The 15,359-nt window shown below is 62.8% G+C and carries 11 protein-coding genes; 6 read left to right on the top strand and 5 right to left on the bottom strand.

Features of this window, described 5'->3' with window-relative positions:
• The coding region (locus H7007_RS00655; protein WP_287152555.1) for a hypothetical protein at nucleotides 1-1,160 on the top strand (1,160 nt) is incomplete at its 5' end.
• A 372-nt stretch (nucleotides 1,161-1,532) separates the two neighbouring features.
• Here H7007_RS00655 and H7007_RS00660 read toward each other — a convergent pair.
• Nucleotides 1,533-3,110 carry a class I adenylate-forming enzyme family protein gene (locus H7007_RS00660; RefSeq protein WP_287152556.1) on the bottom strand — a complete coding sequence of 526 codons (1,578 nt, stop codon included), beginning with the start codon at nucleotides 3,108-3,110 and terminating at the stop codon, nucleotides 1,533-1,535.
• 956 nt (nucleotides 3,111-4,066) lie between these two features.
• Between H7007_RS00660 and H7007_RS00665 the strand changes: the two genes are divergently transcribed.
• A complete protein-coding gene (locus H7007_RS00665; RefSeq protein WP_287152557.1) occupies nucleotides 4,067-5,440 on the top strand; it encodes an SdrD B-like domain-containing protein in 1,374 nt (457 codons plus the stop codon).
• Between the two features lie 189 nt (nucleotides 5,441-5,629).
• Here the strand turns inward: H7007_RS00665 and H7007_RS00670 are convergent, their stop codons facing one another.
• Nucleotides 5,630-7,741, bottom strand: a complete 2,112-nt coding sequence (locus H7007_RS00670; RefSeq protein ID WP_287152558.1) for a DUF3160 domain-containing protein — start codon at nucleotides 7,739-7,741, stop codon at nucleotides 5,630-5,632.
• A 679-nt stretch (nucleotides 7,742-8,420) separates the two neighbouring features.
• Between H7007_RS00670 and H7007_RS00675 the strand changes: the two genes are divergently transcribed.
• Both H7007_RS00675 and H7007_RS00680 read left to right on the top strand, forming a co-directional pair.
• Entirely contained in the window at nucleotides 8,421-8,747 is a 327-nt protein-coding gene (locus H7007_RS00675) for a hypothetical protein (protein ID WP_287152559.1), read from the top strand.
• Nucleotides 8,748-9,134: 387 nt separating this feature from the next.
• Nucleotides 9,135-10,112, top strand: a complete 978-nt coding sequence (locus tag H7007_RS00680) for a sensor histidine kinase (RefSeq protein WP_287152560.1) — start codon at nucleotides 9,135-9,137, stop codon at nucleotides 10,110-10,112.
• Nucleotides 10,113-10,314: 202 nt separating this feature from the next.
• On the opposite strand, the gene H7007_RS00685 is transcribed toward H7007_RS00680, so the two are convergent.
• The 3 genes from H7007_RS00685 to H7007_RS00695 form a co-directional block, all read right to left on the bottom strand.
• Complete coding sequence (locus H7007_RS00685; RefSeq protein WP_287152561.1) at nucleotides 10,315-10,701, bottom strand: gamma-glutamylcyclotransferase family protein; 387 nt, start codon at nucleotides 10,699-10,701, stop codon at nucleotides 10,315-10,317.
• Nucleotide 10,702: 1 nt separating this feature from the next.
• Nucleotides 10,703-12,382 (bottom strand): FAD-binding oxidoreductase, encoded by a 1,680-nt coding sequence (locus tag H7007_RS00690; RefSeq protein WP_287152562.1) that lies wholly within the window; start codon nucleotides 12,380-12,382, stop codon nucleotides 10,703-10,705.
• A gap of 246 nt (nucleotides 12,383-12,628) precedes the next feature.
• A complete protein-coding gene (locus H7007_RS00695; RefSeq protein WP_287152563.1) occupies nucleotides 12,629-13,459 on the bottom strand; it encodes a DUF6612 family protein in 831 nt (276 codons plus the stop codon).
• 200 nt (nucleotides 13,460-13,659) lie between these two features.
• On the opposite strand from H7007_RS00695, the gene H7007_RS00700 reads away from it, so the two are divergent.
• Both H7007_RS00700 and H7007_RS00705 read left to right on the top strand, forming a co-directional pair.
• Nucleotides 13,660-14,424: a metallophosphoesterase family protein gene (locus H7007_RS00700; protein WP_287152564.1), complete on the top strand. Its 765-nt coding sequence runs from the start codon at nucleotides 13,660-13,662 to the stop codon at nucleotides 14,422-14,424.
• 22 nt (nucleotides 14,425-14,446) lie between these two features.
• Entirely contained in the window at nucleotides 14,447-15,241 is a 795-nt protein-coding gene (locus H7007_RS00705) for a HEAT repeat domain-containing protein (protein ID WP_287152565.1), read from the top strand.
• The last annotated feature ends 118 nt before the right edge of the window (nucleotides 15,242-15,359 follow it).

Below are 15,359 nucleotides of genomic sequence, written 5' to 3' on the forward strand. Positions count from 1 at the left end.
GCGAGGACCTGGCCTATCTTCCCGGATATGCCGTCTTCCTGCGCCCGGAGCCCATAGCCGGAGACGAGGCGAGCCTGCTGGTGGAGCTCCCGGAGGGGTGGCGGGCGGTGCTTCCCGGAGACAACGGCCGGGGGAGCCTGGAGGCCATGCTCCAAAACCCCCTGCTGGCCGGAAGGCTGGTGGTCGAGGAAAGAGGGTCCTTCGTCATGGCCCTCCCGGAATCCTCTTCGCCCCCACAGGGAACCAGGGAGGAGTTCTCCTCTCGCCTGGACGCGGTGCTCACCCGGGCCTCGGACCTCGGCGGCAGCGGAGGGGGGGCGGGGGCGAGACCACTGAACGTCTTCCTCCTCCTGCAGGGTGAAGGGGACAGGCTGGAGGACGCCTACTACCCCCTGGAAAGCTACGCCGACACGGTGGTGGTCAGCGCGCCCGAGAACGTGAACCTGCTCTCCGAGGCCTGCCTGGAGGCGGTCACCCGGAGTGTGACGGCCTTGTATCTATCCCGTTACCTGCGAGTGGAGCCCGAATCCCTCTGGCTCCTGGAGGGAGCGGCCTGGTATCTCCAGGACCTGCTTCCCTACGAAGCGGGCATATGGGGCGGCTCACTCTTCTGGGACCGCTTCAGCATCAGGTACGAGGGCTACCGACGGGCCAGGGAAGCCTTCGCCCTCTCCATCTCCGAAGCGGGAGGGCCGGAGGTCAGGGCCGGGGAGGCCGCCGGCCTGCTGGCCTGCGGAGGAGCCGCCGCCTGCGCGGCCGTGGACGCCGGGCTACGGGCCCGGGGGAATCTCGCCGGGGACCTGGTGGCCTTTCTCCGCGATTCGGAAAGCCTCTGCGAGGAAGGAAGGTCGCTCGACAACGAAACCCTCAGGCGGCTTCTGGAGATGAAGAGCGGGGTTTCCTGGTCCGCTTTCTTCGCCGACCACGTCCAGGGCCGCCTGGAGATACCCCCCTCGCTCTTCTCCTCCCTCAAGGTGGCACCCGTCGAGCCCGCTCCAGCGCCGGAGGGGCCGCCATCCAAGCCGGCTTCACTTTCCGACTGGATCCTCCTCGCCGTGGCCGTGGCCGTGGTCCTGATCATCCCCTTCGTCCTGGAACCCTACACCATGCGGCCGCGCAAACCGGGCTTCCTGGAGAAGAAACTCCGCGACGAGGACTGAGTGGCCGTATCCCCGCCACGGGGTATGGCCGGGAAGGTCGTCATTTGTTCATCCGCAACACGGCTTTTTCCCGAAGAGGCCCCGCGAAGAAGGTGGGGCGCGTTGCGGGAGCTGCCCCACGGTAGGAAACGGACCCTTCTACCTTACCCCCTTCGAGGTCACGACAATCCCAACCTCATCCCCTTATGGACCCGAATTCGGCTGAGGGGCAACGAAACGCCGCGAAGCCGCCCTGACCGGATCCGGGGCCGGTACCCAAACCATGTACCGACCGCATCGGGCACGGATCCCCATCACGGTCCTCCGCGGGTTTCCCGGGCCAGGCCGCCGCCAACAGCTCTCCCCTAGAGAGCCGGGCTCGGGTCGCAGGGCCTAGGCGCCGAACTCCTCCTTGAGCTCCTCGTAGAGGGCGTGCTTGTGCACCTTGCCCAGGGGAGTGAGGGGAAGCGAATCCCTGAAGACCACCTGGTCGGGCACCTTGAACTCCGCCAGGTGCTGCTTGCAGAACTCCCGCAGCTCCTCCTCGGTCACCTCCACCCCCGGCTGGGGCACCACGTAGGCCCTCCCCTTCTCCCCGAGCACGGGATCGGGGTAACCCAAAACGGCGGCGAAGAGCACTTTGGGGTGCTTCATGAGGACGTCCTCAACCTCGGGGGGATAGACGTTCTCCCCGCCGCGGATGTACATCTCCTTCTTCCTGCCCAGGATGTGAAGGTGACCGTCCTCGTCGATGAATCCCATGTCCCCGGTGTAGAAGAACCCCTCCTCGTCGAACACCGCGGCGGTGGCCTCCGGCTGCTTGTAATAGCCCTTCATCACCGCGGCGCCACGGATGGCGATCTCCCCGCTCTCCCCGCGCGGCACCTCCTTGCGCTCGGAATCCATGATGCGTATCTCGATGCCGGGATTGGGTATCCCGATCGTCGTGGCAATCTTTTCCAGGGGGAAGTCCTGGCGGGTGAAGGTGACGGCTCCGCTGACCTCAGTGAGGCCGTACCCGATGTAGGGGATGACGCCCATCTTCTCCCTTATCTGCTCCACCAGCTCCGGCGGGACCGGCGCCCCGGAAATCACCGCCGTTTTCACGCTGGACAGGTCGTAGGAGTCGAAGTCCGGCTGCATGAAAAGGAGTATGTACTGGGCGGGGACCTGCCCGACTATGGTTATCCTCTCCTTCTCAATGGTCTGCAGGACCTGCTGGGGGATGAAGGTGTCCAGCATCACCAGGGTGGTGCCGTTGTAGAGCATGCTGACGATGGCCATCACCGCACCGCCCACGTGGTTGTTGGGGATGTCCATGAGCAGGCGCTCGTCGTCCGTGATGTCCGAGGCGTCCACCTGCCCCCTGACGTACTCGATCAGGTTGCGGTGGGTGAGCATGGGAGCCTTGGGCGTGCCCGTGGTACCCGAGGTGAATAGCTGGAGGACCACATCCTCCTCCTCCACCTCCGCCTTGCGGGCCGCCAGCTCCTCGCCCAACTCGGGCCCCTCAACGAGGAAATCGGCATAGGATATGGCCCCCGGGACCCGGGCCACTTCCTCTCCGCTCCCTATGACCACCACATGGCGGAGCTCCGGGAGCCGGTCGCGCACGGCGTTGAGCTTGGCGATGAAGTCCGAGTCCATGAAGCCCGTCTCCATGATCACCACGCGGGAATCGGAATGCCCGAGGATGTACCTCACCTCGTCGGGTGCGAAGCGCCAGGATACGGGTACCGCGGCTGCCCCCACCTTGGCGCAGGCCAGGTAACCGAAGATGAACTCCGGATGGTTGGGGATATAAAGCCCCACCCTGTCCCCTCTTTTCACGCCCAGCTTGAGGAGGCCCTTGGCCACCTTGTCCACCTCGCGGTCGTACTCGGCGTAGGTTATGCGCCGGTCTCCATAGACGATGGCCTCCCGGTCCGGCCTCTCCTCTGCCCACCTCTCCAGCGGCTCGAACAGCAGCATGGCTCACCTCCCTGCCTACACCGCCCCCAGCTTTACCTGGCGGCGGGGTCTTGAACCCGAATCTCCCGTCCTCGCGGTCCCGGACAAGGACCCGGGGATGACACGAACGATCGCCCCGTAGCGCAAATCGCGATTCTCAATACGCCTATCCTCACCCTGCCGACTGCCCCCTCAAGAGTTCCGCATACCCGTGGGTTCGTGCAGCCCAAAGTGTTCAGCGATTGTTAATATTATAGTTCCGCGAGCCGGAATTGAAACCCGGGGAGTTCGTTTCCCCACTGCGTTTTCTTTCGCTGCGCCCAGCCCACGGCGCAGGCTTTTCGACCTCATATAACCGGGAAGTAGGTGGCGTGAACGGCAAGGCCTCCTCCGTCTTCCGCGGGGTCAAAGGCGGGCCGTTTGTAATCTCCGTAAGAAGCGGGCTTTCATTGACCTCACAAGCTTACGTCGCTCACCATACCCCAAAACTACCCGCGAATGACTGTTCCCGCGCACGACTCCATCCAGGCCTGCACCTTCCTGCACCGAGGGCCGCCTTCCTTCCCTCACCGAGGGCCGGTTCGAACATATGGCCGGTGCCGGCAATCACGTGCGGACTCGACGCTATTGACTGTATGGTTACCTCATGGTATCTTAAACATCGAAAGTGGCGTTTGTTCGTTTAAGGCGGCGGTGAGAAAAGGGAATCAATCCGGCGGGCGGAATTCCTGCTGGTTAGATATAGGGCGAAAGGCCGACAAAAGGAGGAGGCAAACCGGGCGGACTTCAAGCGGGCGAAGAAGGGGAGCGAAGGGGTCCGACTTAATAACCGAAACTCACTCGGCACGGATATTTGGCGCTCACTCCCCATGAAAATCCGCATTATCCGTCACTTCTTGCGCACCCTTGAGGTCCTGCCTGCGGCCGGTCAGCGTCGAGGGAGTTACCGGCCCTGGTAGTATAGGAGGAGGTTGCGGATGATGTTGAAGGGCGCGAGATGCACGATTTCCCTCTTGCTCGTCTCCCTGGTAGCCGCCTGCACCATGCTGGGCTCCATCATGGTGGCCGCGGACACCACGACCTCTACCGCCACGAGCACGGAAAAGATCGGGATCATCGAGGCCATCGTCTGGTACGACGGCCTCATCCCGGACAAGAGCGAGGCCAAGGAAGAGGGTATCAACGGGATCAAGGTCCAGCTTTACAAGGAGAGCGGCACGGATGCCTCGGGCAATATACTATGGGAAAAGTACGGGGAACCCCTGGTAACCGCACCCGGCCAGAGCAAGGTCACCGGGGAGACAATCCTGGGAGGACTGGTGACCTTCGAGAACCTACCCGTCGTTAAGCCATACGATATTTTCGCGATAACCCGGTACAAACTGGCCCTGGTACCCGATCCCTCCTACGTCCCCCTCAACGGCTCGGAGCGGGTAATAGAACTTCACTACTGGAACTCCTATAACAGATGGTATTTCCAGATGGGCGACCCCGGACAGGCTGAGCAACCGGCTTTCGAGATCCAGAACGTGAGCGCCGTGCCCGTGGAGAACATCGGGAAGATCGAGGTCGCCGTGTGGGACGACCTCGTGCTCCCCAACGTGTCCGAGCCCAAGATGGAGGGCGTGGACGGGATAACCGTCAACCTGTACAAGCTGGACGAGAGCGGCAACTGGCAGCTCTACGGCAGCAAGAAGACGGGTTACGGGGGGTTCTTCTGGACCCTGGAGCACGGTTGGGCAGGATGGAGCGGGCTCCCGGTGATGACCGACTGGAGGGCGGTGACCCGCTACAAGCTGCAACTGGTCACCGACAACACCTTCAACCCCCTGAACGGCACGGAGAGGATAGTCGACCTCAATATCACCAACCTCTATTACCGCTGGTTCTTCGAGCTGGGCGAGGACGCCGCCCTGCGCGCCTTCCAGATCAGTTCCACCACCGGCACCATCTCCGGGATAGTGTGGTACGACGCCAATGCCGACCAGGTCCGCGAGTGGCATGAGCCCGTCCAATCCGGCTGGACCATAGTCCTCACCGACCGCTACGGACGTAAGGTCGCCTCCACTAAGACCGACGCCCGCGGCTATTACCAGTTCCGCGGCCTCAAAGCGGGGACCTACAAGGTATGGGTCGCGGAGAAGAGCGGGTGGAAGCAGGTCTATCCCTATTACAAACTCCTGACCATCCCGCCCTGGGGTTGTGAGAAGGGTCACCACACCATCAACGTCCAGGCTGGCAAGTACTACGTGAACAACGACTTCGGCATGCTGAGCATGAAGGAGTCCATCTGGGCCACCCTCTACTACGGCCTCTGGTGGATAGGGCTTCTCCAGTACCAGTTCCAGTAAGCCGGTAGAACGGGGGAGAAGAAGGGCCCCGCCTGCGGGGCCCTTCTTGTTTACCGGAATATGCGGTTCACCAACCGGGGTGGGGGCGCGAGGGAAGGGAGAGTGGCGATCGTTCGCCCTTAGTCAACCATATATGGAGACCTCCACCCCTAGCCGGACGAGATCCCGAACATTCCCGCGGTTCCGGCCTCATCTTAAAAAGGAGTGCGTCCACGCCGAGGCCTCCGGGACCTGCCCCGATCCTACCGTAAGGCGCCATTCATCCGGAGTGGGCACGGCTTCCCCTGCCCCCCACAATTCATAAAAGGAATAGCCGGCTCCCACGGTTAGGGTGGGCCTCCCCTCCACGGGAGCGATAACGTAATATATGGTTGGCCTGCCCACCGCAAGCCGGAGCGCCGTCCCCTCCTCCTCGTCCCGGTAGACCTCAACGATGGCGGAGGAGTCGGGCACGATATACCCGCCGCCCTCCCCAGCGGGTACGGCAAGGAGCTCGAGGAGCGAATCGCCGAAGTCCTCGAGGGCACTGTATTCCTCGGCGCTTAATGGCTGGTTGGTGAGTTCCTTTTCGGCCATGGATTTAAGCCCCATCGCCAGCCGGTAAAAGGAATCCAGCTTCCTGGCCGAATCCTCGCTCAACAACCCGCGTTCCTTGAGCCCACGCCGCAGCATGTCGGCATCCGCGGCCAGAAGGGCATAGACCTCGGGCCGCGGCTCCACGTAGCCTTTGCCAGGCGCGTTTCCGCCGCCCGCACCGGTGCCTCCATCGGAGGCCAAGCCGCCTACGACCTCCTTCCACTCCCGGTCCCGGGAGACGCCGTCCACCCAGGAGGCCAGGAACAGGTAAAGATCGCGATCCCTCCAGGAGTCGCTGCGCATGAAAGCCGGGTACCCCTCGCCCGGCGGCCTCAGCAGGGAGAGGCAGTTCCTGAGCACGCTCCAGACCAGATTGGCCCGGGCCCGGGCAGGCTCGATGGACGAGCTCCGGCTGTGCAGTTCCCGGACCTTTTCCCTGTAACCAGGCAAGCCCGCCTCCCCGTAGAAATCGCTCAGCAACTGCAGAGCTCGATCGGAACCGAGGGAGGCGGGAAGGTCGAGGCCGCGCGGCTTCTCCCTGCCGGGAACGTCCCCGGGCGCCAGCTCACCGAAGACCGCGGCGCCGGGCTCGGTGAACGTCTCCAGGAGACGGAAGCCGGGACCCGCGGCGTCCCATGGACCCCTTTCCAAGCCCCCGCCCTTTTCTGCATCCCGCTCCAGCGTTTCCGCCAGACGCTCCAGTAGCGTGTCGTCCTCCAGGCGGGAAAGGGGAAACCTCTCCCCCAGGACCTCCTCCATGGCGCGGCTCACCGCGGCGACGTCCAAGCCCACGGTACTGCAGGAAAGGAAACGGGTCACCTGGTAGAGATGGTCCCACAAGAGAAGAGAGGGCTCTTCCTCCGCCGTACCCATATGCAATGCGCCCACCAGGACGGCGGTCCTCCTCGCCGCCTCCCGCCTGTCCGCCGGCGACCCCCAGCCATCCATGCCCGCCGGGAACACTACCCACCTTCCCAGCCAGGTCACGGCGCGGTAGAACTCCGCCAGTTCGGGCTCTCTCCGGTAATAACCGTGGGGTTGGAACACGCGGTAATCCTCCCGCAGCCCCAGGACCGGAGATGCGCGGCTCTCGGAAGCCCCTTCCACGAGCGCCAGCTCCTCCTCCACCGCGGAAGCGACCTCAGGAGGCAGTCCGGCCTCCAAGCCCAGCAGTCCGGCCGCCACTCCCGCAAAACCCAGTACGGTTCTCGCCGCTTCGCGCACCGGACCCCGGGCCCGGCCGTAGATGCCTTTCGCCGCCTCCACGAACGAGGAGACCAGGGCCTCCATCTCCCGGCGCAGCTCTCCTCTTTCCAGCTCCATCCTTACACCCGCACACATCCCCAGGAAGGCCTGGCAGACGGCATCCACGGTGACGAACGGGCAACCCGGCTTTTCGCGGTACAGCTGGAACATATACTCGTACCTCCCGCCTTCCTTGACGGCGAAGCCGTTCTCGGCCAAGCCGGAGAGGACCTCAGGGGGGAGCGACCTCCTGTCCAAGCCGGCTACCCGGGAAAGGTCCACAGGGAGGGTATAGGAGGCCACCTGAGGCCTTGCCGTCACCGGCACAGGGATATAGACGGCAAGTCTTTCCGGCAGTACAGGCGAGTTCTTGAGGTCAACGACCCCGTAAGCGGAGGCCTCGGGACCACCGCAGGAAGAAACTGTTAATAACGCGGCCAGGAACAAGGACACGCACAGGAATCTCTCGATCCTTCCCATATGACCCCCTTGGAACGTAAAATTCCTCCCGCCGAGTCAAGGCAACCCCCGAGTTGCCCTATCGTGTATGGACCTCCACCACGGCCCGCGGCGCGCCAGCCCCGCCCCTCAATCCTTTCCTCGAGCGCGACCCGTAAATCTCCCCACCGTCAACCCGGTCCCCACATATGGGCTATTCCCCACGGCAGTGCGGTAGGCGTTCCCCCGAAGCCCTCCACATGCCCAACTGTGCCCCTCGTACCGCGCTCCTCTTCCAGGGTCATTATATACACCATGACCTGTGTGGCCCTTAATAGCGGTCCGGCGAGGGATGTCATCATGATCGATCTATGAGAAGTGGACTCTCGTCCTGCACCACGGCCTGTAACCTTTGAAACGGGCCGGCGAGGGATATAATCGTTCTATGAGAACAGATCTCTTATCCCATACGGCTTCGAGGGGGAAACGCTCTCCACACGGTCGCTTTCCTCCACTCCTCCTTTGGATGCTGCTGTTACTTCTCTCTTTCTCCCTTCCTATCCTAGGGTGCGGCGAGAAGCAGGCCACGGTCGGGAGCACCGTTTCTCCCAATGAAAGGCCGGCTGTTGAGGGGCTGTCTCTCGACCAGAGCCGGGTGGTCGCCGAGTACGGATACCCGGACCATTTCTTCATCTCCATAGATCCGGTCACGGAAGTCCGGGTGGAACGGTGGACATACTTCTCCCTGGGGAAGGCTCTGGATTTCGACAACGGCCGCCTCTTCGGGGAGGAGACGGTGGAGGACAGGTCCTCGGAATATCCGCCCACCACCCTCAAACCCCAGGACTTCAGCCTCCACCTCACACCCGAGGAAGCCTCGGCACTCCTGGGACCGCCCATCTTCACCCACGAGGCCAGGGACGGCCTGCTGCCCGAGAACACCATTGTGGTCTACGAAAAAGCAGTCCTGCTGTTCCGTGACGGGCGCCTCATCGGCATGGACACCCAGGTTCGCCCGCCCTCGCTTCCCACCCTTCCCTCCTGGTGAGCGAACAAAAGCCCACCGGCTGGGAGGAACGCCGCGGGGACGCGCCCGGGTTCAGAAAAACGGGGTAACTCCTGCGTTTGTCCCTTGTCCAAGGAAAGAGGGCAAGGAGGACTGAATGAATAGTGCGGTTTGAACCGCTGCAAGCATCTGCATCGACAAGCACCGTACGACACCCCCCTCTTGGAGGATTGCTTAGGTCCGGAAACACTGTGGACACCCTCTGTACTTGTTTTGGGTACAGAAGCGGAGCAAGGAGGTACCCGAACGAATGGTCCAGCCGGAACCACTACAAGTATTCACCGCACCAGGTCACCACATCAAGCGACCTGGAGAGGATGGGATGGGAGCCTCGATAAGGGTAAAATAACAGCGAGAGAAAGGGCGGGCATGAGAACATCCTACAGGTATCGCTACGCGATCTGGGGTTTCTTGATCGCCATGGCCTACACGGCCCTCCTCTTCGTGCTCCACTACCTCATCTCCTCCGGCGGGCCGTCCCACCTGCTGCATGAATCCCCCGCGGCGGTGATAACCGTCATCCTCAGTTTGCCCCTCTGTCTCCTTTCCGGATGGCTGCTGGGCTCGGAAAGGGACCGGCGTGCGGAGTTGGACAGGATCCTGGAAAGGGAAAAGGACCACCTGGAGATGGCGGAGAACCTCTCCCTCCTACTGCGCAGGGCGGAGGACTCACGCCGCATGGCCGGGATCGCCGCCCGGGAGATAAAGCACCCCCTCACCTCTCTGGTGGGTTATTCGCTTACCCTCAACCAGTACTGGGAGAAACTGGACGAGCAGCAGAAGCGTGATTTCCTTAATTATATCCGGGTTTCCGCGACCCGTCTGGAGGGGATGATAAACGACCTGTCACGGATCCTCGACCTGGCTCACGAACCCGGCTACATGGAAACCACCCCGGTGAATCCCTCGGAAACCTTGAAAGAAGCGGCCGCCCTGGTTGAGGACATATACTCGCCCCGTGGCACCACGCTCAACGTCCGCCTCCTGACGGACATCCCGGCGATCCAGGCGGACCCTTCCCGCCTTTTCGACCTCCTCTACAACCTCTTGGACCTCTCCATGCGCTGCTGCCGGGAGCGGGACATGGTCTCCGCCTGGTGTTCCATTAGAGGAGAGAGCCTCGTCCTTAGCGTAAGGTGTCCACATCCGACCCCCAACGGGGAAACCCTCGGCGCGATCAATGTCTGGCCTCCACACCTCACCGAGGGCGAACTCCCCACACTGGCCATGGAATACAGGCTGGCCTCCAGGCTGGCGGAGGAGCTGGGCGGGAGTCTCCGCCTGGACTACTCTCAAAAGGCCGGTCTGTCCTTGTCCCTCACTCTCCCTCTCCGGGTATCCAGCTGAGCATACCGTCCGGCAGGAAGCGGCAAGAAGGGATGAAAGCCCGGGCCGGAAGTTATACTCAAATCGCTTAAGACTGGCCTTTATGCGGCCGACTGCGGCTTGTCGCGGGGCATCCTTTGAGCGCCTCAAAGGCCGACGGCGCAGGATATCGCCATTCCTTCGCCTGGCAACGGAAATGCCGGCAGCCGGCCCGCCTTAGGCCTCATACCGTCGCCGGCCAGTCGTTCCCGTAATAAGGCTGGGCGTACGGCGGCGCCTCACGGTAGTAATAGACGATGGCCTCCACCCGGTGCCCGTCTCCGAGAACGACCTCCATCTCCCCCTTCTCGAAACCGGCCTCCCCCTCGATGACGTCTATGATGCGCACCATCTCCTCGTAGCACCCCTCGAGGGGGACCAGGAGCACCCCGTTTATCATGATCTCGTCCTCACCTCCCGACCTCACCAGGAGGGGATAGCCGAAGGGCGTCTCGTAGAGGCGTCCGGGCACGCAAGCGGGTATGGCGTCCCTCACGGTGTGGCTTATATGGCGGAACATCTTCTCGCCCGGCTTGAGCGTCCCGTACACGAAGATCGGCGTCTCTTCCATCTCAACCACGCGGCAGAAGCTTTCCCGGGTTCATTATATCGGCAGGGTCCACGGCCATCTTGACCGCCTGCAGGGCACGGATGGAAACCTCTCCCACTTCGCGGTTCATCCAGGGCGCGTGTTCGTAGCCGACGCCGTGGTGGTGGCTGATGGTCCCGCCGTGCTCCATGATTGCCTCCGAGGCGGCGCGTTTCACCTTCTCCCACTGCTCCTCCTCCCTGCCCTCAGCGGCCATGGGGGCGAAGAAGGTGTAGTAGAGCGAGGCCCCTTCGCGGTAGGCGTGGGAGACGTGGCAGGCCACCAGGTTCTTGTCCCCCCACTCGGAGAGGGCGGAACGGATGGCGCTGCGCACCTCCCCGTAGAGGTGCAGGAGATTGTCCCAGGTGGTGGCGGTCTCCAGGGTGTCCACCATCACCCCCCAGTTGATGAGCTGCTCCCGGAAATAGGCCGTCTCGTGCCGGCTCCGGTACCACTGCCTCCCCGGTCCTGTTCCCAGGTGGAACCCTCCCAGCTGACGGCAGATGCGGAGGATGAGGGGCCTCAGGTAATCCACCTCGTCGGCGCTTCCCTCCAGCCCGAGGACCATGAATGCCCCGTCGTCGAAGGAATATCCGCGGCGTGCCAGGAACCTCAGGGCCGCGTCCTCCGCCTTCCTCTTCCAATGGGGACCTTTGGTGCTGCGAAAGGCCTGAGCCAGGGCGGTCTCCGTGCGGTCGGAGAGCCGCACGCAGGTGGGAACAAGCCCCTGTTGCATCATCTCCCTTATGGCGGATACCCCGGCGGCGAAATTGCGGAAGATGAGCCCCCGGTAGTCCAGGACCTCGGGCAGGGGCCTTATCCTCATCAGGGCCTCGGTGATGACCCCCATATATCCTTCGGAGCCCACGCACAACTGGAGTATGGAGGGGCCGGCGGCGCTGGAAGGTACCCGCCGCGTGTCCACCACCCCGCGCGGGGTGACCATGCGCAGCGCCAGCACCATGTCCTCGATATCACCATAACCCGTGGACTGGCGCCCCGAAGCCCGGGTGGCCAGCCAGCCGCCCAGTGAGGAATGGTCAAAACTCTCCGGAAAATGCCCCAAGGTGAATCCGTGTGCGTTCAGCTGCTCCTCGATCTCCGGGCCCAGGGCTCCCGCCTGGATGAGCGCCGTATGGGAGGTGGCATCCACACGCAGCACGCGGTTCATGCGCGCCATATCCAGGCTTATGTAGCCCTCCTTCTCCCCCATAGGCTCGACCCCTCCGGTCACGCTGGAGCCGCCCCCGAAGGGGATGACAGCCAGGTTCTCTCTCTCCGCAAGCCGGAGTATCTCCACGACCTCCACTTCCTCGCGCGGCCAGACCACAACATCCACGGGACGGCGGATGAGCCTCTGCCGATAGCGCAGGAGGTCGCGGTAGCTCTTGCCCATGGAATGGCTCACACGCTGGAACTTCCCGGTGGATACGTTCTCCGGGCCGCATATCTCCCGAAGCTCCTCAAGGGTCTTCCCGCTCAGTCGGGGTTCCGGGAGTCCCACCTCTTCCAGATTGGGGTCGGTGAAACGCTCGGTATCCAGCGGCATACCGAGGTTTTCCCGGAGGAAGGGCATGATGTTCTCCCGGTTCTCAACGTCGAACCTCTGATCCAGGTCTCCCCATCCCCACCAGCGCGTCTTACCTTCTACGTAATCGGACATCTTGAGCCTCCCTGCTATGATCGCCTCCCCAGGCCGCTTTGCCTCATGGTCGCCTCGTACGGTAACCCTTCGACGGCCAAGCTCCACCTCCATCCTCATAACGCGAGGGATAAAACCTAACGGGCGCATTTGGCGGTCGCAAGGACCGCCTAACGCCCTCTCCTACGGCGCTCCTGAGACCTGCTGCGTCGTATAGGCCGCCGCTCATGAAAAATCCCGGCAAGGGATCGGGATGGCGCTGCAGCCTTACCGTTCCGACCCCGCCCCCGAGAGGGCTGCCTTCTCCGCCTCCGGGGGGAGCTCGATGTGGATCTGGGCATCGTAATCATACGCCTCCATGTGCATGGTACTCCTGTAGGTGCCCAGCTGGGGTACGTCCTTCATCTCGATGGTCATCTCCATCTCCCTTATGAGGTGGTCCCCCTTCCCCACCAACAGGCGCAGGGTGGCGCTGAAGCCCTCGGCGGCCTCCTCCATGGCCGACATCCACTGCTCCATCTGGCCTTTGGCCGCTTCTCCCGCTTCCTCCCGGAAACGTTCCAGGGATCGGAGAAGAAATTCCTTGCCCAGGAGCAGCACCATCTCCTTCCCGTCCTCGCCCTTATCCCGGACGATGGCCTCCTCCACCGTCTCCGCTATGAGCCGCATCTGTTCCTCGCTAATCACCCCGGTGCTCAAATTCTGGACCTGGTACTGGGCGAGGCTGCTCTTCGTCCATCCTTGCCCCGGGACCTCCTGGTAAAAGTAATCCCCGTAGATATAGGCCTCGGTGGCTAGGCCCCCCATTTCCATGTGGATATACTGGTTGGCCCGTCCATCAGTGTTCTCGACCTCGGACCGTATCTCCATACGCAGGGTCCCCGAACCTGACGCATCTCCGCTTCCCGCGCTCATCTCCATGGACCCCTTCATGCGATAGCCCCTCAGTTCGGACATGGCCCGGATGGAATCATCCAGGAGGGGCAGCACCTCGGTTTCCAGGTCGGCCTTACGCGACTCCGCGGAACTTCCCTTTCCGCAGCCCCACGCGGCGGTGGCCAACAGGCAGACGGCAACAAGCAGGTAAATTCTCTTCATCCTGCCCTCCTTTCCTCGCCTAAATCATAAACCGACGGATATCGAGCGTCCACATAACCGGGGTTCGACGTCTCTTCGCGGCTGTAATAAAATCAGGTCCCCCGGGCGCGAAGGCGCCCTGAGCTTCGCTCCGCTGTGCGCCCTTCATGAGAGGCGCCGCGTCGCGCGGATATAATAGGGGCGAGACGGAGGGGGCGCCTTTGAGATACGCCATATTCTCGGACATCCACTCCAATCTGGAAGGGCTCGAAGCGGTCCTGAGGGAAGCGGAACGCTGCGGGGCCGACAGGTTGTTGTGTTGCGGAGATATAATCGGCTACAACGCGAATCCCGTAGAATGCACGGAGCTGGTGCGGGAAAAAGGTGTGCGCTGCATCCGTGGCAACCACGAACGCGGCCTGGTGGACCTTGAGGCGGGAAACTTTCCCAACATGAACCCGCTGGCCATGGCGGCCCTTCACTTCACCGCCGAAGCCCTCCCTGAGGAACACCGCCGCTGGCTCGTTTCCTTGCCCGATGTCCTCCGGGTGAACGACTGTTTCTACCTCTTTCACGGCTCCCCCTCGGATCCCGACGAGTACATATTCGATCCCTTCGAGGCCGGCTATGCCTTCAAGTCGCTGCTCTCCGACTACCCTCCACCGGCAAACCTGCTCTGCTTCATAGGACACACCCACGTATGCGCGGCTTATTCCTTCGATCCGGAACGCCGCAAGGTCAGGGAGCTCGGCATCCGGCCCGGCAATCGGGAGAGCCTCCTTCCCGGGTCACACTACATCTTAAACGTGGGGAGCTGCGGCCAGTACCGCGGTGGGATACCCGTGGCCACCATGGCCCTCATGGACCTCGATGAGATGTGGGTGGAATTCCGTTTTCTCGAATACGACTACAGGAGCACCCAGAAAAAGGTCCTGGCCGCGGGGCTTCCCGTCCCGCTGGCCGTAAGGCTGGGTATGGGACAGTAGGAAATGATAAAATGAGTTCATCATGAAAGGCAGGGAGGATTTACAGAAACTGGCAGCCAGGGGAGACCTTCGCTCCCTGGTCGAGGCCATGGGTCATCCCCAGCCCTATATGCGCATGACGGCTTCCGACCTGTTGGCTTCCCAGGGGCAGAACGCACTGCCCGTCCTCATAGAGGCCCTGACCCACGAGAACCCCGATGTCCGCAAGGGAGCGGCGAGGGCCCTGGGCCTGATCGGGGACCGCCGCGCCGTGCGCCACCTCCTGGATCGCCTGGAAAAGGAGACCTCAGGCGTGGGGCAGTTCATCGTGGATGCCCTGGCGGAGATCGGCGACGTCCAGGTGGTCCCGGTGCTCTGCAGGGTCACCCGCAGCCACAACCTCTCCCTCCGTTACAGCTCGGTCCGGGCGCTGGGCAAGCTTGGAGACCGGCGCGCCATCCCCTTCCTCGTCGAGGCACTGGGGGATACGGCCAGCATCGTGAGGCTGCGAGCCGTGGAATCCCTCTCCAACATGGGCGAACCGACCCTGTGGGTCCCCATAAGCGAGATGCTCGCCGACCAGTCCGCAGGGGTAAGGGCGGTGGCAGCCCGTGTCCTGGGGGAGATGCACTGCTTGAGGGCCATCGATTATCTGCTTCCCCTCCTGGAGAGCGACATCGAGACCGACGTGCTGGAAGCGGCACGGGCCCTGGGCAGAATCGGGAGCAGGAAAGCCGTCGAGCCCCTGATAAGCGCCCGGGAGAGGGAAGGGAGGGAGCGGGTCATCAAGGCCATCGAGGATGCTCTCCAGGCCATAGGCGAAGCCGCCCAGGATTGAGGGCCTTCCGTGCTGGCGCCACGCATGCCACGCATCACGCCCAGTCATCCGAAATAGGTGAGGGAATAAGGGACGAGGCCGCGCAGAGGGCCTACAACATCCCTGTCGCATGCAGCAT

This window comes from Candidatus Solincola tengchongensis, assembly GCF_015711935.1.
GTDB lineage: Bacteria > Actinomycetota > Geothermincolia > Geothermincolales > RBG-13-55-18 > Solincola_A > Solincola_A tengchongensis.